17 protein-coding genes are annotated in these 19,612 nt (G+C 40.2%); 9 read left to right on the top strand and 8 right to left on the bottom strand.

Going from position 1 to position 19,612, the window contains the following annotated elements:
- Positions 1-22: 22 nt before the first annotated feature.
- The 3 genes from V7K62_RS10200 to V7K62_RS10190 all read right to left on the bottom strand — a co-directional run bounded on the left by V7K62_RS10200 (position 23) and on the right by V7K62_RS10190 (position 4,690).
- Positions 23-1,345, bottom strand: coding sequence for a flippase (locus V7K62_RS10200; protein WP_334863811.1), 1,323 nt, complete (start codon positions 1,343-1,345; stop codon positions 23-25).
- A gap of 116 nt (positions 1,346-1,461) precedes the next feature.
- Positions 1,462-2,415: a glycosyltransferase family 2 protein gene (locus tag V7K62_RS10195; protein ID WP_334863810.1), complete on the bottom strand. Its 954-nt coding sequence runs from the start codon at positions 2,413-2,415 to the stop codon at positions 1,462-1,464.
- Between the two features lie 70 nt (positions 2,416-2,485).
- Entirely contained in the window at positions 2,486-4,690 is a 2,205-nt protein-coding gene (locus tag V7K62_RS10190) for a GumC family protein (RefSeq protein ID WP_334863809.1), read from the bottom strand.
- Positions 4,691-5,328: 638 nt separating this feature from the next.
- Between V7K62_RS10190 and V7K62_RS10185 the strand changes: the two genes are divergently transcribed.
- Together V7K62_RS10185 and V7K62_RS10180 are read left to right on the top strand one after the other, a co-directional pair.
- Positions 5,329-5,712, top strand: a complete 384-nt coding sequence (locus V7K62_RS10185) for a hypothetical protein (protein ID WP_334863808.1) — start codon at positions 5,329-5,331, stop codon at positions 5,710-5,712.
- 72 nt (positions 5,713-5,784) lie between these two features.
- Positions 5,785-6,213: a bifunctional diaminohydroxyphosphoribosylaminopyrimidine deaminase/5-amino-6-(5-phosphoribosylamino)uracil reductase RibD gene (locus V7K62_RS10180; RefSeq protein WP_334863807.1), complete on the top strand. Its 429-nt coding sequence runs from the start codon at positions 5,785-5,787 to the stop codon at positions 6,211-6,213.
- A gap of 272 nt (positions 6,214-6,485) precedes the next feature.
- Here the strand turns inward: V7K62_RS10180 and V7K62_RS10175 are convergent, their stop codons facing one another.
- Positions 6,486-6,629 (bottom strand): hypothetical protein, encoded by a 144-nt coding sequence (locus tag V7K62_RS10175; protein WP_334863806.1) that lies wholly within the window; start codon positions 6,627-6,629, stop codon positions 6,486-6,488.
- On the opposite strand from V7K62_RS10175, the gene V7K62_RS31500 reads away from it, so the two are divergent.
- From V7K62_RS31500 to V7K62_RS10155, 5 genes are all read left to right on the top strand, one after another.
- The gene (locus V7K62_RS31500) at positions 6,591-6,686 is read left to right on the top strand and encodes a DUF3172 domain-containing protein (protein ID WP_442937249.1); all 96 of its coding nucleotides are present in this window, start codon (positions 6,591-6,593) and stop codon (positions 6,684-6,686) included. The genes V7K62_RS10175 and V7K62_RS31500 overlap by 39 nt on opposite strands.
- A gap of 839 nt (positions 6,687-7,525) precedes the next feature.
- On the top strand, positions 7,526-8,545 hold the full coding sequence (locus V7K62_RS10170; RefSeq protein ID WP_334863805.1) for an RpoD/SigA family RNA polymerase sigma factor: 1,020 nt from the start codon (positions 7,526-7,528) through the stop codon (positions 8,543-8,545).
- Positions 8,546-8,660: 115 nt separating this feature from the next.
- Positions 8,661-9,155, top strand: coding sequence for an ureidoglycolate lyase (locus tag V7K62_RS10165; protein ID WP_334863804.1), 495 nt, complete (start codon positions 8,661-8,663; stop codon positions 9,153-9,155).
- A 218-nt stretch (positions 9,156-9,373) separates the two neighbouring features.
- On the top strand, positions 9,374-9,721 hold the full coding sequence (locus V7K62_RS10160) for a translation initiation factor (RefSeq protein ID WP_334863803.1): 348 nt from the start codon (positions 9,374-9,376) through the stop codon (positions 9,719-9,721).
- Positions 9,722-9,862: 141 nt separating this feature from the next.
- Complete coding sequence (locus V7K62_RS10155; protein ID WP_334863801.1) at positions 9,863-10,021, top strand: YqaE/Pmp3 family membrane protein; 159 nt, start codon at positions 9,863-9,865, stop codon at positions 10,019-10,021.
- Positions 10,022-10,305: 284 nt separating this feature from the next.
- Here V7K62_RS10155 and V7K62_RS10150 read toward each other — a convergent pair whose 3' ends face one another.
- The 4 genes from V7K62_RS10150 to lpdA form a co-directional block, all read right to left on the bottom strand.
- The gene (locus V7K62_RS10150; RefSeq protein ID WP_334863800.1) at positions 10,306-10,968 is read right to left on the bottom strand and encodes a carbonic anhydrase; all 663 of its coding nucleotides are present in this window, start codon (positions 10,966-10,968) and stop codon (positions 10,306-10,308) included.
- A gap of 481 nt (positions 10,969-11,449) precedes the next feature.
- The gene (locus V7K62_RS10145) at positions 11,450-11,701 is read right to left on the bottom strand and encodes a DUF5340 domain-containing protein (protein WP_334863836.1); all 252 of its coding nucleotides are present in this window, start codon (positions 11,699-11,701) and stop codon (positions 11,450-11,452) included.
- 372 nt (positions 11,702-12,073) lie between these two features.
- Complete coding sequence (gene trpC / locus V7K62_RS10140; RefSeq protein WP_334863799.1) at positions 12,074-12,964, bottom strand: indole-3-glycerol phosphate synthase TrpC; 891 nt, start codon at positions 12,962-12,964, stop codon at positions 12,074-12,076.
- Between the two features lie 104 nt (positions 12,965-13,068).
- A complete protein-coding gene (lpdA, locus tag V7K62_RS10135; protein ID WP_334863798.1) occupies positions 13,069-14,499 on the bottom strand; it encodes a dihydrolipoyl dehydrogenase in 1,431 nt (476 codons plus the stop codon).
- A gap of 422 nt (positions 14,500-14,921) precedes the next feature.
- On the opposite strand from lpdA, the gene V7K62_RS10130 reads away from it, so the two are divergent.
- Together V7K62_RS10130 and V7K62_RS10125 are read left to right on the top strand one after the other, a co-directional pair.
- Entirely contained in the window at positions 14,922-16,697 is a 1,776-nt protein-coding gene (locus tag V7K62_RS10130; RefSeq protein WP_334863797.1) for an SWIM zinc finger family protein, read from the top strand.
- A 900-nt stretch (positions 16,698-17,597) separates the two neighbouring features.
- Positions 17,598-19,340, top strand: coding sequence for a ShlB/FhaC/HecB family hemolysin secretion/activation protein (locus tag V7K62_RS10125; RefSeq protein WP_442937247.1), 1,743 nt, complete (start codon positions 17,598-17,600; stop codon positions 19,338-19,340).
- Positions 19,341-19,612 lie beyond the last annotated feature (272 nt).

The following is a 19,612-nucleotide window of genomic DNA, read 5'->3' as shown; positions in this document are numbered from 1 at the left end:
TATAAAGGTTAAATAACAACGATCAGTATTTGTAAAAAGGAATAAGCGATCGCACCTGAATCTTAAATATTTTTTGTGTTCTTGAATCAAATGCGTTGCATATAAAAGCAGCAGCCGCTTGAGATATTATTGTTGCGATCGCAGCCCCTAGTCCTGCATATTTAGGAATAAGTAATAAATTAAGAACAATGTTTAGTATCGCCCCAAATAAAGTCTTACCTAAAGAAACGTGATTCAAACCTTCAGCAATAAACCAAGGTGATGTTGCCAGACCCATAAATACAAACAAAGAAGTCCAAATATGAACTGCTAATATTGCTCCTGCTTCTGCATATCCACTTCCAAACATCACCATAATTATCTTGTCAGACAAGAATGACATTGGCAGAGCAATTGCCAAAGATATACATGTCATTAGACTGAGTAATTGTCCTATTCGCTGATAGTAAAGACTTTCTGATTTTTCCTTAGCTGCATAAATTGCAGGAGCGACAGAAGAAACAATAGCCCCTGGAATAAAATACCAAATTTCAGAAATACGCACAGCAGCAGAATAAACTCCTACCTCACTATCTCCGATCATTTGACCTAACATCACCTGATCTATTCTCATAAAAATCATGATGGCGAACCCCGAAAAAATTAGAGGTAAACTCTCTTTCAGAAGAGTTTTGGCAGCCGCAAAACTCCAACGCCATAACCACAATGAAGCTCCTTTCACTTGGTAAACAATCAACAAGCCAATTGCACTCATCGCAAATTCCGCTAATGTTACCAAAGCAAAAGCTAGCAATGGTGCTTTTGTTAAAATTAGTGCGATTTTAATGACAGTATTTAGCAGAAACGCTGTATTTTTAGCAATCACAGTGTATTTTGACTGCACCTGTGATTGAAACCACAGTTCAATAGTATCAGACGCCCTAAAAATTCCTGCTATTCCTAAAATTGCAACTAGCCATATCTTTAGTGTTTCCTGCTCACCTAAGAAAAACATCGTGCTAACTGCTAATAAGACAGAAGCAATTCCACCCAGAAATTTTAGCCAAAAAGTGGTTCCTAAAATTTCCTCTTTGTTTGATGATTGACGAACAAGATGGCGAACTACTACCTCATCCAGTCCGAGAGTGAAAATTGGGCTAAATAAGGCAACAAAAGCTAAAGCATAGTTAAATAGACCATACTGCTGTACTCCTAAATAGCGTGCTACCCATACTCCTACTACCAAGCTTGCACCCATACGTAGAATGCGATCAGCGAACAACCAACCTGTATTGGCAATAATTGCACGCAGTCCAGAACGAGATTTAAATGTTGATAAGTTTTTAAATTTGAATTTACTTAACATTATTTTTATTAATTAATAATATGACATTCTCTATCCCTATCAAGCTCAGGCTATTTTTTCGTTTTCACAGATACAAAATAAAATGTATTTATCCAGTAACTCACATCATTTACCGCCTACCATGTTTTTAATTTACCAGTCATCAAAGTTTTAAAAAAATAGCTAAATAGTAAAATCATCCCCTTTATTTTCCAAAACAAACTATGCTCAAACAAAAATATTATTTTCAAATACGAAACAAAATCTTGATATTTTGGGCATGATATTGTTTTTAACTCATTGAGAGATGTGAAAGCTAAGAATAACGGTGAGCTAAAATTATTTTTTTGCAGAATATAATTAAAGAGGGAATTGCGTTTCCAGAATCTCTTGTATTCATAGTTTTTGTCTATGTCTAAAAACTTTTTATTATGATACTGATTATTCTCATGTATTCTATACATCACTAGAGGTTTAGACATATAAAACTTTTTAGCCCCTACCAAAGAAGCTCCCCATACCAGACAGTCATCAGCCCTTACACGCCAATCTTCTATATTTGGAATAGGTAAAAATTTTCTGACTATTTCTCTACGTATTGATAATGTTGAAGTTATCGAACCAATCCATTCACCATTATATAAAGTTCTGATTACTGAATAACCCAAATCTAAATCAACTGCATCACTTTGAAATGTTCCTTCCACGGCTCCAAATTTTTTATAAGCACAAAATATCAAATCACATTCACTACGTCTCTTGTAAAAATTTAGAGCGGTTTCTAAATACTGAGGTTCATAAATATCATCAGCGTCTAAAAAAAATATAATGTCACCAGTTGCAGCTAAAAATCCTTCATTAAAGGATGATAATTGTCCTTCATTTTTTTCTTTCAAGATACATTTAACATTAGCTACTTGAGTAAATTTATTGATGACTTCCGCAGAGTTATCTGTGGATGCGTCATCAACAATAATAATCTCATCAAATTTAACTGTCTGATTTAAAGCGCTATCAATTGCCTCAGAGAGAAATTCAGCATAATTGTAATTATTAATTAAACAAGATGTTTTAATTTTATTTTTATCCATTATTTCTACAGTCAAAAAGTTGGGTTTAAATGGTTGTAGTGATAGCCGCTTTCACAATTTATAAGAGAAATTAACGCTCTTTGCGAAATTTTGTTAAGCTACTCGATACCAAATCTTCCTCAATTTGTCGTTTTTTGGTGTCATGAAAATAATTATTAGGTTCATTTTTAGTATTTACACCATTGATGACTATCCCTAATACCTTCTGACCTGACTGAGTTAAAAACTCTTTAGCTGCATTCGCACTGCTCAAGTCAACCACTCCAGGACGAACGACTAATAAGATACCGTCAGTCAGGGTGCTTAAAACAGCAGCATCTGCTATTCCTGACAGAGGCGGAGTATCAAAAATCACAAGATCGTATTCTCTCTCAAAGTTACTAATTAATGTCACCATGCGTTGAGAATCTAGCATTGCTACTGGATTGGGAGGTAAAACTCCAGAAGTAAGAACCTCCAGATTAGGCATTACTTCTTGTACCGATGTATCTAATAAAGCTTGTCCAGTAATTACATTACTTAGTCCTGTTGTATTTGTTAGCCCCCAGATATGATGCTGTATAGGATGACGCATATCTGCATCCACCAATAACACCCGACGCCCAGCCTGAGCCATAGTCACAGCTAAATTTGCAGATACGTCAGACTTTCCTTCTTTGGCAACAGAACTTGTAATTACAATACTTTTGAGCGGTTTATCAGAACAGAGGAACTTCAAGTTAACTTGTAGTATTTGGTATGCATTACCAACAGGGAAGTAAGGAATATCTCTGCCGATGATTTTGGGAATAGGTCTATCGAGTCCTGCTATAGAAGAATGATCTTTACCATTTTTACCTTGTGTGGGAATCACTCCCAAAACACTATATCTCAAGACTTCTTTGGCTTCTTTGACGGTCTTCACCGAGCGGTCTATCAAGTCTAAACTAAAGGCAATAATTATACCTAAGAAAAGACCAACTCCTCCACCACCAACAATAAACAGAATTTTGCGAGGTCCTTCTGCTTTATCAGGGATTAAGGCATAGGAAATAACACGAGCATTAGGAATCTTTTGGTTCTGTGCAATATCAATTTCTTGGCGTTTCTTTAAGAGTGTTTCGTAAGTTGTTTGAGCTGCTTGCAACTTCCGTTCTAGCTCTCGTTGATTCTGTTCTAGCCTTGGTAAATTATTTGCTCGTTTGATGTAGGCATCTTGCTGTTGCTTGAGTGTGGCAATTTGTCTCTCCAGACCAACGCGTTCTGCCTGAGCACGAGTAATATCTGCAATTAGGCTTTGCCGCAGTTGTCCAACTTGTAAACTTCCCTGTGTTATCTGCGCTGAACCTGCTACTTGTCCTGTGCGCTCTTTTAACAAGTTGTTAAGAGCTGCGACTTTTTCTTCTAAGTTAGTGATTGTAGGGTGTTCAGGTGAAAAACGGGTACGCTCAAGTGCCAGTTGGCTCTCTGTTTCTTGGAGTTGGGCAAGCACTTTCTGAACTCCAGGTGCTTGACTCAATTCAGATTCGATTACACCTTGCCGTGAATCTACCTGAGCTTCACTGGTTAACTGTTCTAGACGACCCTTGACATCATCTAGTTGAGCTAAAGCTTGAGAAATTTGGTTTCCTAACTTGGAAATTGTATCGACTGCTGCGGTTGCTTCTTGTTCTAGGACAACAACTTTATTCGTTTCTTTAAATAGCCGCAGTTTTGATTCGGCTCTTCTGACAATTTCCTCAGCTTTAGGTACTTCTGTTACAAGAACCTGTTTGGCTGTCCGCGCTTCATTCTGATTAGCCTTGATATTTAGATCGATATAACTGTCAATAACTTCATTGACAATTTTAGCAGCTAGTTCCGGATCGCCGCCTTTATAAGAAAGTTGTACAACATCAGTGCCTTTGATTCCTTCTATTTTTAGTTGTTTTGCCAAGTCGGGAATCGAGAGCAGTTTGCCTTGACTATCTTTGAGGTTAAGGGAATTAATTGTTTTCTCAATTACTGGATTCGATCCAATAACTCTCACCTGAGTTTCCAGGGGATTGTCGTTCACATTCAAAGCTTCTAGGCGTCCTATGTCATCCGGTAAGCCCGTGAGTGAGGAAGAGCGATTTGTTTTAATCATCAAACTTCCTTCTGCTTTGTATGAAGGTTTTAGTGAAAATGCATACAAGCATCCAAGGGTAACAGATATGGCAAAAATTCCAACTAGAGGTAGCCAACGCCGTTGAATAACTTCTAAGTATTTCTGAATATTTACTTCTTCAAAGTTTGGTAAAGATTCCATCGTCATAATATATACAAACTTTTATAAAAAAGACTATTTACTTACAGTAGATTGTTCTCAGCATTTCGCTTACAGTAGCACTGTAGTTTACTTTGCGATGGTAATATTTGCGTTGATTTTCAGCTAATGCCTTTTGGCTGAGGTTGTTCAATATCTGAAGTTAACTAATAGTTTTGCAAGTCGCAAAGTTAACAACTTACATTGATATTCTCCTGACAGCAAAAACAAGATAGATCGCAATTTCCTCCCTGATTTAGTGGCTTTCCACTTTTTTTGGTTAACTTAGTTTTGTGTTACTACTACTACTGATGCAAGTATTGATTATTAATCTAACAATCACTATCATATTATGTAAGAACACTGAATTCGAGAACTTTACAAAAAATTCATACAAAATGCTATCAGACTAGTACAGGAGGGGGGAAATCCACTTACTATCTCAATTAACCAGACAAGTAGCTCAAGGAACTTGTTCAAGGTAGGCAAACTTGCGTCACTCTTTACTATATTTTTAATGAAGTTTGGCTATACTTCTTATTACCTGTGTTAATCTGAAGTACCCATAGCTAGATTGCTATTTTTTGGTTTCTGTATCTAGCCAATTGTAATTATTAAACTGACATTAAATGTTGAGAGATTGAATTATGAAATCCTCTTCTATTATCTTAGTGCTTGTGATTAGCGCACTTGCTCTCAGCCAGAGTGCAGATGCTAACCAAGAGAATGTTCCCATGACAACAGGCGATCGCAATCAGGCTGGAGTTTTATTGACGGAACCAGCCACGATTAACACTACATGGAGTAATTTTATTGGACAGACTAATAATCCAAAACAAACTCGTGAATCAATTTCGTTAGTGCAGGAGCAAGGATGCCAAAAAATTAACCCGCTTGAGTACATTAATAACCCAGGCGCTTTTTTTAAGCAATGTCAGGAGCCAACAAAGACTCAAAGTACTGAGCCAATTGAGTATCTCAAGGTTCCTAAACTGGATTCTGGTATTAGTGTGACAGTTACTAAGTTTTGATATAGGAACTTTTTTAACAATAGGTAACTAATTCTTGGTAGTGTAATTTATCTAGATAATTTACGCTCAAACATGGATGAAATATTTATGCTGGCTGCTTTAGCTCAAAGCAGAAAAGCTTTGCCGGAATGTTTGCCTAATCCACCAGTAGGTTGTGTAATTATAGATACCCAAAAGATAGTGGCTCAAGGATACACGCAAGCACCAGGAAAACACCATGCTGAGGCTGACGCACTTAAACAGATTCAAGGTAAAGCTTTCAACTTCTTGAAAATGTATGTAACTCTTGAACCTTGTTCTTTTCATGGATGCACTCCCGCCTGTACTTTAGCGATCGCTGAAGATTGTCGGATACATGAAATATATGTATCTATACTTGATCCAGACCCCCGGAATAATGGTCAAGGATTAGACATTATCAGTAAAGCAGGAAAGATAGTTAATGTCGGATTATGCGCCAATGAGGTGAATGCTTTTCTTAACCAATATCTACTAAAGTGATGATTGAAGAGTTAGATTAAAATTTCAAGATAGTAGCATTTTCGCAAAAATCTTGGCAATAAGTCAATCATCTGTCTAGATGCATAAATCTGCTTTGGTGTCAACTTAAGGTGAAAAATAGTAAGCGAGAAAGCTATGAGATGTTGCTTGGTTATAAGTCTCAGACTATTTTCGACTTCTCCAATAAGTGAGGAATCTTGTTGTTCAAGTTATGCTCTATAACAATCAACTACCTACCTCTAAATAAAAGTCTTTTCGCTTCAATCGGATATTTAGTGGCGATCGCGGGTGTTGCTATCTTGCCAAGTATTATCCTTGGTGTTAGTGTTACCACTGTTACCACTTTTAATCCATAAAATGTCTTCAGGAGTAATTCTATTGATAATACCGCATCCAATACAGATATCTGCGTACACTATGACACAAATGCAATTGTCACAGATATCTGCGTTTTTGTCATCCTCAATCCCTAATAGAGATATGAGTGAAAATGAATGTAGAGATGTAGTGCTGATACGTCTCTACAAGGGTTCTGGATACCGCATAATTAATTTCATTAGATGTCTAATTACTAAATATTGGACCTGACTTCTAAAAAAAGCTGTTATTGAGCAGCGGGAAAAGGAGAAGTGCTTTCTCCCATGTTTAACGCTCGCCCGCTATGTACCCAGCTTGATATGATTGGATTATCTAGCAAAAAAGTAGAGGTGAAAATGGATATTTTATATTTAATTAGAATTGCATGAAAGTATAACTAGACTATTAACACTTCAACAAATAAGCTTTTTGTATTTTGATGATTGTAAAAGTTGCTGTTAGTAATTTAACTCTGAGATAATAGAATCGTTAATCGTTAGGTTTTGGAATTTTTCTCAGAACTGCATTAGATAATTAAACTAAAGATAATTGTGGTTGAAAAAATGCAAAAATCAATAAAAAAGGAGTGTAATTACTTCAAAGGATATGCTGATGATACTTTAGGTAATTGATTTGTGACTGGTGATGATGTTAGTATTAATGGGTGGGTTGATTTTGGGTTTATTATCTCCAAGAATTAACTTGTAATGTATCATAGACCAGAATTCATCAGTGTTGCCAATTGATTACATCTGTTGCACAAATTACAAATAATAGTTCCACCCCGCCAAAGCTGCGCTTTGTCTCCCCTAAAATCTAGGGAAAGGGAATTAAGGGATGGGGTGTTAGGGACTTTTGCAAGATATGTATTGATTGGCAGTGTGAAATGGCTGTAGGTCTGAATATCTAGACTTGATACCAATAAATTGATGAGGTTACAGAGGAGCAAATAACCATGAGCAACTTAACATCTCCACATACCGAAGTTCAAAAAACGAAGAAAAAAAGTTTAGCCGCAGATAAAAAGCCTCGAGCTACAGATGATATTGTGCGTAGTTATCTGCAAGAGATCGGGCGTGTAGATTTGTTGACTCGCGAACAAGAGGTTATTTTTGCCCAACAAGTGCAGCAGATGATGAGTTTATTAGCTGCTAAAGAAGAATTGGCTGTGAAATTAAACCACGAACCCACGCAGCAAGAATGGGCAGATCAGGTGGAGTTAAGTGTTGAGGTGTTAGAGCAACAGCTAAATTTAGGACACCATGCCAAGCAGAAAATGATTCAGGCTAATCTCCGGTTAGTGGTAGCTGTGGCGAAGAAATACCAGCACCGCAACCTGGAATTTATGGATTTAATTCAAGAAGGTACTTTAGGTTTGGAGCGAGGGGTGGATAAATTTGATCCTGCCCTTGGTTATAAGTTTTCTACCTACGCTTACTGGTGGATTCGTCAAGGAATTACACGGGCGATCGCTCAACAAGGACGGACAATTCGTTTACCTATCCACGTCTTTGAGAAACTGAACAAAATTAAACGGGTGCAGCGAGAATTATCTCAACAGTTGGGTCGCGTTCCCACTACTGCTGAAATTGCCACTGCCTTATCTTTGACACCTAGCCAAGTTCGAGAGTGTTTGTACTTGGCGCGTCAACCCTTCTCTCTAGAGGCGCGAGTTGGTGAACAACAAGATACAGAATTGCAGGACATACTGGAGGATGATGGCCCTTCTCCCGAAGATTATGCGGTTGAAGAATCTCTCCACCAAGACTTACAAGACTTATTGGCAAAGCTGTCTCCCCAGCAGCGAGAAATATTAACCTTGCGCTTTGGTCTAACTGATGGGTATGAACTTTCTTTAGCACAGATTGGCGATCGCATGGGTATTAGTCGAGAACGGGTGCGTCAGATAGAACAAAAAGCTCTCAGTCTCCTCCGACGCCAAAAGGAACAAGTGCGTAGTTATCTAGCTAGCTGAGGTTATTTTTTGATAATTTAGGGCATTTAAACTGAGGAAATCACCATCATGACTGTGTAAAATTCAGTCATTTTGGGCAAAAATAAACCTAAATAATCTCTCTTAATGATTTGATATGAACACATCAAAGACAGTGCAACAATTGCAAGTACAATGGGTGACTTCTGAAAACTTTCGCCGTTATGGACAGGTGATTTTTGCAAGTCTTGATGGTAAAACTTATGATGGGGAAGATGCCCAGTTAAACCTGCAAAACGGGATTCCACGATTTTATGTTATGCGGTTGGAGAAGAGAGGGCGAAAGTTCCACAAAATTACTCGCCATCTCCAATGCACTCAATGTCTGGGTTCTTTGTCAGGGAAGGATTGGTTAATTGCAGTTTGTCCTCCTGATAATAATGTGAATGAACCCGCATTAAAAGAGATTGCTGCTTTCCGCATTCCGGGAGATTGTTTTATCAAGCTAGATGAGGGTACTTGGCACGCTGGCCCCCATTTTGACCATGAAGCTGTGGATTTTTATAATCTGGAACTAGCTGATACAAATATGGTCGATCACTTCACCCATGATTTTCTCAAGAGTCATCAATTAGAGTTTGAGATGGTTTAGGTGAGATTAGGTTTAATTATAGACATAGACAAGCCATTTTCCTAAATCAGTTCAACCATTTGAATCTATTTTCCACAGAAGGAAGGATTAGTTCAAGTGTTAGGTCAGTTTGGTTATGATGTATAGATGTGTAATGTTAGCCTAGAAATTGATATCCCAGCAGAATGGTTGCGTAAAAGTTTCCACTGCCTTTGAAATTTTTCTTAAACATTCATTTTATGTCTTCTTCCAATTCTCAATCTTCTCACAAAAGCTTTGTCTACCGCGAATTTGGCAACGACAACTCCGCTGCCATAGAAAGACCAATTCCAGAACTACCCCCACAACAACAAAATCTGAAAGTACAAGCTTCCCGCAAAGGACGCAAAGGCAAAACCGTCACCGTGATTAGTGGTTTTCAAGCCAAACCGGAAACCTTAGCAGATTTGGTGAAGCAGTTGAAAACCCAGTGTGGGACAGGTGGGACACTTAAAGACAACGAAATTGAAATTCAGGGCGAACACAAACAGAAAATTGTCGAGGTTTTGACCAAGCTAGGTTACAAAGCCAAAATTAGCGGTGGCTAATCTGGAGTGCGGTTTACCGTATCTAAACCGCGATCTAGATTAAGAGAGGGAATGTTATCTTTGAAAAGTACAAATATGCTTGAGCAGTGGTGAATCAGTTCGCCAGCAAGCTGTTTTTTGTGAGATGAACAGGAGGTTTAAATGGATTTAGTTCGGATTCTGTGTGCCATTTTCCTGCCGCCTTTGGGAGTTTTTTTACAAGTAGGTTTTGGTATAGACTTTTGGATTAATATACTTTTGACGCTTTTTGGTTACATTCCTGGGATTATTCATGCAATATGGATAATTGCTAAAAAATAATTCTTTGTAGAAGTAGGTTGAGCGTACCAATCTCGGCGTTACTGATTCTGAGTAATGTTGGTGTAGAGGCAATTCATGAATTGCCTCTCTCAAAAAGGTTAGGAAATTAACTGTTTTGTATTTTTAACTTTAATTAAAGAAAAATCTCTAAAAATCCTATTTTATTTTTGAAATATACATAGACACTGCCCAATAAAACCCGATATCTAAATAAAAGTTGTAAAAACAGTATTTATAAAGTGTCTAATGTCGGCTTTGGTGTAGTGGAAAATATCGAATTAACTCTAATTTTTTAACATGGCATAGAGTCTAAACTCTAGAAGCAAGGGGCAGATGTGCAATTGCCATTGCACAGTTGAGACGTTCAAATCTTTGATTAACCCAGTGCGTATATCTAGTACCCAGCCATGAACCATAGGCGCTTTTCGCTCATGGAGTACCTGACGCATGATGGAAGTTTGGTAAAGATTTTTTACTTGTGCCACAACATTGATTTCCGCCAAACGATTCAGACGTTCTTCTCTTGTTGGCAAGGCATCAATTTCTTCTTGTTTGTCTAAATACAGTTCCCGAATCGGATTTACCCAGTTATCAAGAATTCCGATGCTTCTCCCTTCTAAAGCTATCTTAATTCCTCCGCAATCATAGTGACCACAAACGATAATATGTTCCACTTTAAGATGTAAAATTGCGTATTCTAAAACTGCTAAAAAGTTTATATCCGTTAGAGAAACTTGATTGGCAATATTACGATGTACAAATAACTCTCCTGGTTCTGTATGGGTAAACTTTGTTAATGCCAGACGACTGTCAGAACACCCGATATATAGAAAAGGTGGTGTTTGTCCGCTAGATAATTCTTGAAAGTAAGTTGGGTCTAGGGCTAGCTTTTCGGCAACCCAAGCCTGATTATTTCTGAGGAGTTCATCAATGCTGTTGTATTTCATCTTTTGTCAAATTCGAGAGAGAATCTGATCAATATTTTAACTTATCTACAGTTTCCTCTAAATCAAGATGAACTTTTTCAGAGCTAAAATCTGATAAATATGACGATTATTTCTACAGCATTAATAGAATTATTGTATAAATTGTAAAAAGCTAAGTTAGTAGTTAGAGAAACAACAACTATGTATAACTTGAGAAAACTAGCTAAAGAAAGTAAAAATTATATCAATTAAAGTCTGAGCGTTGAAACTGCCGATTTAAAATCTAGCATTTATAGATATTTTTCCAAAGCTAAGAAAGTTCTGTAACCAGAATGTATATAAATTCTTTGAAATCACACCCCAAACTGTGCATTTGAGTCAAGCAAGTGCGGCGGAACTTTTAAGCACTCACCACTTCAATACACAGGGACACTTTCTGATGATGGTAAGCTAACTTCACAAAAATGCCAAATTTGAGGTTGAGATATTTAATTTATCAACTTCAATCGGGGGCAACAACTTTGCTATCGTGATGATGGTTGATCGACCAACGATGATCAATAGTTACAGAGGAAAACTCGCAAATTTCTTCTAGTCGCTTTTGCTGCACAGCAGCTTTACGGAGAGTAATAATTAGCTGATTCACCTGATACCGTAAATCTGGATTATCATTTACTGCTAACATAGTTTGTCTTTCTAAGAGTTGAAGTATAAGTTCGTAGTGAATAGGTGAAGGTAGAGGAATTTGCTCCATGAACTTAAATTTTGATTTCATATTTGGTATTTTCTATTAAGTAAGTAGGTGGGAAAATTTACAAGTATGTCATTGCGAGTGAAACGGAGTGTAACCAAGCAATCACAAGGACTTTGACGGGTTTACATTTTGTTACATAGTTAGATTAATTCGTGCCTACCTACTTAGTCAGAGTTTGTCTTTTGTAAATGAATTGTTACATAATAAATAACTAGTTGTTTATGGCTTTAATTTGATTAGCAATGAAGATTTGGCAAAGATATTGATGATATTTGATGGCAAAGTGCTGCGTGTCTACGCATAGTGTGCCCAATTGCCAACTATTGTGTGCAGTTTGCCCTAAGCCAGTTGGGGCTGATGAGGTGTAACTTTTCAGAAATTCCTCGGCAATATATGGGCGATCGCAGCGCCGGGATCTGGTTGTTTTACCAAAGATTCTCCAATAAGCACAGCAGATGCACCTGCTGTCAGCACCAAACTCAAATCCTCTGGGTTGTGTAGTCCTGATTCGCTGACAACAAGGATGTTTTTCTCTTGCAATTGGCTACCCCTTGCAGCTAAAAGTTGGCAAGTGGTTTGCAGATCAACAGAGAAATCTTCCAAATTGCGATTATTGATTCCTACCAAGGAGACTCCATCTAAGGCTAACACACGGTCAAGTTCTGCCAAGCTATGGACTTCAATCAGGGCTGCCATTTTCAGGTTGTTAGCAATTTTGAGGAAGTATTTCAAATCTTGATCGCTCAGGATAGCTGCAATCAACAAAATAGCATCTGCACCCTGAACTCGCGCCAAGTATATTTGGTAAGCATAAATCACAAACTCTTTACAAAGTAAGGGCAAATCTACCGCAGCCCGAACTTTGGCTAAGTTATCAAAACTACCTTGAAAGAACTTGGTATCTGTCAGTACAGAAAGACAACTAGCTTTGGCTTGCTGATAAGATTGGGCGATCGCTACTGGGTCAAAATCTTCTCGTAAAACGCCTTTGCTGGGTGAAGCTTTTTTGATTTCGGCAATCAATGCTGGCTTTGTCTTACCTTGGCGCAAAGCGGCGACAAAATCACGGGTTGGCGGCGCAGTGAGTACCTGCTTCTGTAATTCTTGCAAAGGAACCTTTTCCCGCATTTGGTCATATTCTACTTCTTTCTGCCAGACAATTTCCTCCAAGATGTTGTTTGGCGCTCCGTCAGGCACGACAGCCTGATAACGTAACATGGATACAGCAATAACTGGGTTAGGTGAACGACGACGGATTTGCATAATTAGTCATTGGTCAGTGGTCATTTGTCATTGGTCATTGGTCATTGATCAGTGGTCATTTGTCCTTGTTTATTAGCAAAGGACAAATGACAAAGAACAAATGATTAAATTGCGATCGCTCGTTTATAAGCTTCGTCCAAGACTTCCGAAAGTGTTGGATGGGCGTGAACTAAATGTGCGAGACTTTGGACAGATTGACGGTTGGCGATCGCAGCTGACGCTTCATGAATTAAGTCTGAGGCGTGCAGTCCGAAAATGTGAACGCCTAAGACTTCTCCGGTGTCTTTGCGATATATCACCTTGGCAATACCGTCGGCTTCATTTTCTGCCAACGCTTTGGAATTTCCTTTGAAGTAACTTTTACTTGTGGCAATTTCAAACCCCTCGGTTTGTCCCAACTCCTTAGCTGCTGTTTCAGTTAAGCCTACATAGCTGACTTCTGGGTGGGTAAATGCCGCTGCGGGGATGCTGCGATAGTCTACTATTCTTTCCCTCCCAACTATGTTTTCTACCGCGATGATGCCTTGAGCAGAAGCCGCATGTGCCAACATCATTTTCCCATTAGCGTCGCCAATTGCCCACAAATGCGGCACGACTTCACCTGCTGATAGCACTGCCATGCGATCGTCAACTGGGATAAAATTCCGCCGATCAACTTCCACGCCCACAGACTCTAAACCCAGATTTTTGGTCGCTGGGATGCGTCCGGTAGCCACCAAGCAAGCATCTACCTCGATGACATCGACATCTTCTTTGGTTTTGAAATCTGCTAACTCAATCACCACAGGTGAACCGGGAATGACTTTTTTGGCGTATATCCCGACTTTCGTTTCAATATCGCGGGGAGTAATTAGCACCCGTTCGGCAAGTTTGGCAATATCGCGGTCAAATCCTGGCATTAACTGATCTAGGGCTTCAATCAAGGTGATTTCACAACCCAAAGCTGAGTAAATATCAGAAAATTCCAAGCCGATATAACCACTGCCAATAATCGCTACCCAGTCTGGTAGCGACTCCAACTTGACACCTTGATCGCTGGTAAAGACAGTTTTGCCGTCTACTTCAATCCCCGGAGGCACAAAAGGAATTGAACCTGGCGAAAGGATGATATCTTTGGCTGTGATCGTTTTTTCACCACCGTCTCCGGTGATAGAAACTTTTTGCGCCCCAGCGATTTTTCCCCAACCTTTGATGATATCGACTTTTAGACGTTTGAGGCTGTTGGTTAAGTCGCCTTGAATTTTCGAGACGAGATTATTAGCATGATTGGCGATCGCTTGGCGATCGAATTCCACGCTACCAATTTGAATTCCCAGTGACTTGAGGTGGTGGGCATTGCGTAACTCCCGTACACGTCCAGATGCTGCCAGCAGAGCTTTAGAAGGAATACAGCCCCGATTAACACAGGTTCCTCCCATATCAGCAGCTTCAATAATCGCTGTTTTCAGACCACAACTCACGGCGTGTAAGGCTGCGCCATGTCCGCCTACACCAGCGCCGATAATTACTAAATCGTAATCATATCCTTGACTCACGTTAGTTTCCCCGTGTGCTTCGCCTATTTATTCTCAACTTGACCGACAATCAGCGCAACCCCTTTAACAGTTATCAGTTTTATCGCTAGACTATAAATCCCTCACCATACATTACCCTGACTGTTTACTGTTGACTGTTCACTGATTTAAGGTTCGGGTGTTGCTAACTCAAATTATGATTCACTCACTTCTGGCGAAAATATGGATGTTTTCATTATATGGGTTGGTTTTCCCAGAAAAGCGACAATAAATTAGGTGAGTATTTGCAGGGTAGTGAAGCGGATTCCAGTTCTGAGCTAGTTAAGGAATAGAAATTGCAGTCTCATCCAGAGTCCCCACACCTTTTTCTTTACAGCGCGTTAGCGTAACACTAAGCTGGATTTAGGATTGATCCAGCTTAGTGTTACGCAGGCGATCGCTCGATGTCTATTCCCCAAATTAGTGAATTTACTATTCGCCGTCATGCCAACGCCAAATCTTTCCAGCGGGGCGAGGCATATTATCAGTCTGGTGCTGTCAATGCCGTGATCCAACGTGGTCATCTGCTTCAGGCAGATGTTGTCGGCACTCAAGCTAGACCTTATCATGTCAACCTGAGTTTCGATAGCAGTGGGTTAACCTCAGTAAAATGCACCTGTGCCTACGACTTTCAAGGGTGGTGCAAACACATTGTCGCGACGATGCTCGTCTGTGCGCGTAACTCAGAAAATATTGAGCAGCGCCCCACCCTAGAACAACTACTAAATCGCCTCGATCATATCCAAACTCAAAGGCTGCTGCAAGAGTTGGTAGCAGAATACTCACCACTGATTGAGGCGATTGACCGCCATGTCAGTTGGATGACGAATCCTGCTGATAACCAAACAACCATAAAACCCGTGCGCCGTAATACTCTTGATCCGGCTCCCTTTCGGCGGCAAGTACGGCAGATTCTCAAGGATACCGTGCGCTACTTTGAGGAGGGGTACGAAGAAGACCCGATTGGCGAAGATTTGCTGAGTGTGGTGCAAACTGCGGTAGATTTTAGCGAACGGGGAGAGGGTGAAAATGCGATCGCTATTTTGGAAGCGATTACCTCTACCTGTGTCGAAAATTGGGATGATGTTGCCGAATACGGTGCTGAAAATGAGCAAATTGTCAAGGAACTGAATCAAGCTTGGTGTGAAGCAATTCTTAGCACCGAACTCTCCCCAGAAGAAAAAGTTGATATTCAAATAAATTTGGAAGCGTGGCAAGATGAGTGGAATGTTGATTTTGGCCTAATTATGGAGGCTTTACGCCAAGGTTGGGATTATCCGCCCCTGGTACAAGTTCTCCAAGGTAATATCAGCGAAAGGGGAGCTTGGGAAGAAGATGTACCAGATTATGCAGACGATTTGGCATTAATTCGCCTGAAAATTCTCGAACGTCAAGAACGTTATCAAGAATACCTGTATTTAGCAGCAGCGGAAGGGCAAACCCAGCAATATCTGACAATGTTGGGGCGTTTAGGCAGGGTGGAAGAAGCAATTGATGCTGCTCAAACCCAAATGAACTCAATGGAAGAAGCCTTTGCCCTAGCGAAAACACTCAGCGTTCAGGGAGCATTACAGCAAGCACTAGATATAGCCCAGAGTGGATTAAATTTACCTGGTAATTGTCAGTACGAACTGGGAATTTGGACAAGTGATTTAGCTGTTGAGTTGGGTAATAGTGAAACTGCTTTATTAGGAATCAAAGCGGCTTTTCAAGTCAAGCCCTCCTTTGTGGATTACCAAAAGATGGCAGAATTGGCTGGGGAAAACTGGGAAAGTGTCCAAACAGACCTGCTGAGAATTGTCCGTACTTATAGTGGTTGGGGAACAGAATCAGCCAAGGTGGATATATTCTTGCATGAGGGGCTAATTGATGATGCAATTGCGATCGCTAGTGAAATCAGTTCTGATCATTCAGAGTTAATTCACCGAGTCATGGATGCTGCTATCCCTCACAATCCTAGTTGGGTGATTGCTAATGCTCGTCGCCGTGCCGAAAAGATTATGGATGCAGGAAAAGCCGAATACTACTATTACGCGGTTGAATGGTTGAAAAAGGCGCGTAATGCCTACTTAGAATCTGGGAAGAAAGCTGACTGGTTAAGCTATCGGGAAAACTTGATGCAAACTCACGCTCGTAAACGTAAATTGATGGGAATGTTTAAGCAAAGCGGTATGGAGTGAAAAAGGCAGGAGGTTGCAATCAGCGTGTAGGCTTCTCTTGCAGAGACGCGCAACGGAAAGACCTCCGCTGATTGCAGCACACTAAAATTAGAGATTTGCTGTAAGACTTAAACCGCAAAAAAAGCTTTAGTCACTTTACTGAGGCAGAGGACAGCATTCCTCTAGCAAGAATTATGACAACAAATATAGGAGTGAAAATGACGTAGGCACAATCCATGAATTTTGCCTACCAAGGATTTTTGGCAACGCATAATTAATTTATGGAGATGTCTCATCGATACTTTTAAGTCTGCGATAACCAGATGATTTAGCTTTTATATCATGTCCGGCTGATTAGTTGTCATTGCGAACGAAGTGAAGCAATCTCCAAACCCTTGTGATTGCTTCACTTCGTTCGCAATGACTATCGTAAGTTATTAAGCGGACATGATATTACAGCTATTTTCAGGTAAATAAACCACGCGGTAGGGGCACAGCATTGCTCATTGATTGGTGTCAACTTAAGCTGAAACTCCTTTAAAACCTCGTTTCTAGCCAGAGGCTAGAAATGCTGCTCCTGGCGGCTCTGCCGCCAGCAAGAGAGGCGGAGCCTCAAGGACGAGCATTCCCAGTCGGAGACTCTTAACGAGGCAATCTAAAAGCTAGTTCTAGACTTGCTTTCACGTTAAGTTGACACCAATGAGCTTTTTCTGTGCCCTTACGACAGATGTGGTTCAAATACATGAAAATTGCTTTTAAATTGAGATTTGCTCAAGATATCAACTTTAGCGACAAAAGATGAAGTAAGATTCACATCTGAAGCAGTCCCCGTATAATCCCATAGTTGCTGACAAAAAATAGTCCAGTGCGATGATTGATAAATACCCTCAGAATCTTATAGTGTCCTGCTTACCGCTGAGTATGCTTCTATTGTTCAGCAGTATATCTTTAAGTCCACTGAAAGCTCAGGCTGTTGATGCTACACAATTACCAACTAGTAATTTCACCCGATCACAAAAAATTCCCCCACCACAGGATATCCAACCACCTTCACCTTCCCCCCTTCCCTCACCTGAACTGCCACAGCCACTCCCCCCACCAGCAGAACTATTTCCACCCTCCGCCCCAACTCCCACACCAGATGAACGACTCCCTGGCAACTTTCCTCAAACTATTGTTGTTGAACGGTTTGAAGTTCTTGGTAGCACAGTCTTCAGTGCCCAAGAGTTAGCCAAAGCCACTGCTGAATTTACCAAACGACCGATCTCGCTGACTGAAGTCTATCAAGCACGTTCTAAAATCACTGATTTATACGTCAAAAATGGTTACATTACTTCTGGTGCTTATATTCCACCTCAAACAATCCAATCCGGTGTTCTCAAAATTCAGGTGGTCGAAGGTAAATTAGAAGATATCCTGGTAACTGGGACTCGGCGGTTGAATCCGAATTATGTCCGCAGCCGACTAGCAATAGCAACATCAGCGCCTCTGAATCGCCAGCGTCTGTTAGAAGCACTGCAACTTTTGCAACTTAATCCTTTGATTGAAAACGTGACTGCTGAACTCTCAGCAGGATCGCGGACTGGTGCGAGTCTCTTAGAAGTTAAAGTCACTGAGGCAAAAACCTTTAGTAGTCAAATAGTTCTTGATAATGGGCGATCGCCTAGTGTTGGCAGTTTTCGCCGCGGATTACGATTGAATGAAGCGAACTTACTCGGATTGGGAGATGGTCTAAGTTTAGGATACACTAACACTGATGGTAGCAACTCCTTTGATGCCAACTACACATTACCTCTCAATCCCCGCAATGGAACCCTTAGCTTCAACTATGGCGTCACGTCGAGTAATGTCATTGAACCTCCTTTCGACTTCCTAGATATCGAATCGGCATCTCGCTACTACGAACTGACATTTCGCCAGCCCATAGTTCAAACTCCTACAAAAGAATTCGCTTTGGGGTTAACAGCTTCCCGACGCGAAAGTGATATCTCATCTTTGCTACAGAGACTAGGGGTTCCCGCCTCTGAACTTTCGCCTGGTGCTGATGAAGAGGGACGTACCAGGGTATCTGCGTTGCGATTTTTTCAAGAATGGACTTCTCGTAACAGTCGTGAAGTCATCGCCTTACGCTCTCAATTCAGTTTGGGCATAGATGTGTTGAATGCCACGGTTAATCAAGATGCTCCCGATAGCCGTTTTTTTGCTTGGCAAGGACAAGCGCAGTGGGCACGCCTTTTAGCTCCTGAAACCTTATTGTTATTACGTTTAAATACGCAATTCGCATCTAGAACACTTTTGCCTTTAGAGCAATTTGGCTTAGGTGGGCAGGATAGCATTCGGGGCTACCGTCAAGATTACCTGCTGACGGATAATGGCACTTTTGTTTCTGCGGAAGTTCAAGTCCCGATTTTGCGCTTACCCCAGATAGATAGCACCTTACAGGTTATCCCTTTTGTAGATTTTGGTGTTGGCTGGAACAGTTCTGGTAGAGAGAATCCCGACCCTAATACTTTAGCTGCTGTTGGTCTGGGGTTGCGTTGGTCACAGGGCGATCGCTTCACCGTTCGTCTTGACTGGGGCATTCCTTTAGTATCTATTGACTCAAATCATAGAACATTACAAGAAAACGGTCTGTATTTTAGTTTACTCTATAATCCTTTTTAACAGTACCCCTGTCCATCCCCACCCTACTAAGAGTTGAGGGTGGGGATGACAGTAGTCAACGATGAAAACACAATGATTATCTAAGTTTTTATAAAAAAAGACCCTGGGTATTATTCCAGGGTGCATACACGTTTTTCAGGCATTAATAGGCTGAATAATAACTCTGTAAAATAGTGATTTCTACTATCCATAGAATGATCCAAAAGCAGAATTTAGTTAATTTTAGTCTATCAATACATCTGTCGTTGGGGAGTATACAAGTATCAATTTAA

The organism is Nostoc sp., from assembly GCF_036917935.1.
GTDB lineage: Bacteria > Cyanobacteriota > Cyanobacteriia > Cyanobacteriales > Nostocaceae > Nostoc.
Note: the sequence above shows the minus strand (reverse complement) of the source record. Positions and strands in the feature narration are given on the sequence as shown.

Bases quoted from the DNA above. Each gene is read 5' to 3' on its own strand.
- V7K62_RS10125 (WP_442937247.1), top strand. From the start codon at position 17,598: ATGCTTCTATTGTTCAGCAGTATATCTTTAAGTCCACTGAAAGCTCAG.
- V7K62_RS10170 (WP_334863805.1), top strand. From the start codon at position 7,526: ATGAGCAACTTAACATCTCCACATACCGAAGTTCAAAAAACGAAGAAA.
- trpC (WP_334863799.1), bottom strand. From the start codon at position 12,964: ATGCAAATCCGTCGTCGTTCACCTAACCCAGTTATTGCTGTATCCATG.
- V7K62_RS10155 (WP_334863801.1), top strand. From the start codon at position 9,863: ATGGATTTAGTTCGGATTCTGTGTGCCATTTTCCTGCCGCCTTTGGGA.
- V7K62_RS10145 (WP_334863836.1), bottom strand. From the start codon at position 11,701: ATGGAGCAAATTCCTCTACCTTCACCTATTCACTACGAACTTATACTT.
- V7K62_RS10200 (WP_334863811.1), bottom strand. From the start codon at position 1,345: ATGTTAAGTAAATTCAAATTTAAAAACTTATCAACATTTAAATCTCGT.
- V7K62_RS10160 (WP_334863803.1), top strand. From the start codon at position 9,374: ATGTCTTCTTCCAATTCTCAATCTTCTCACAAAAGCTTTGTCTACCGC.
- V7K62_RS10165 (WP_334863804.1), top strand. From the start codon at position 8,661: ATGAACACATCAAAGACAGTGCAACAATTGCAAGTACAATGGGTGACT.
- V7K62_RS10195 (WP_334863810.1), bottom strand. From the start codon at position 2,415: ATGGATAAAAATAAAATTAAAACATCTTGTTTAATTAATAATTACAAT.
- V7K62_RS10185 (WP_334863808.1), top strand. From the start codon at position 5,329: ATGAAATCCTCTTCTATTATCTTAGTGCTTGTGATTAGCGCACTTGCT.
- V7K62_RS10180 (WP_334863807.1), top strand. From the start codon at position 5,785: ATGGATGAAATATTTATGCTGGCTGCTTTAGCTCAAAGCAGAAAAGCT.
- V7K62_RS10190 (WP_334863809.1), bottom strand. From the start codon at position 4,690: ATGACGATGGAATCTTTACCAAACTTTGAAGAAGTAAATATTCAGAAA.
- V7K62_RS10130 (WP_334863797.1), top strand. From the start codon at position 14,922: ATGTCTATTCCCCAAATTAGTGAATTTACTATTCGCCGTCATGCCAAC.
- V7K62_RS10150 (WP_334863800.1), bottom strand. From the start codon at position 10,968: ATGAAATACAACAGCATTGATGAACTCCTCAGAAATAATCAGGCTTGG.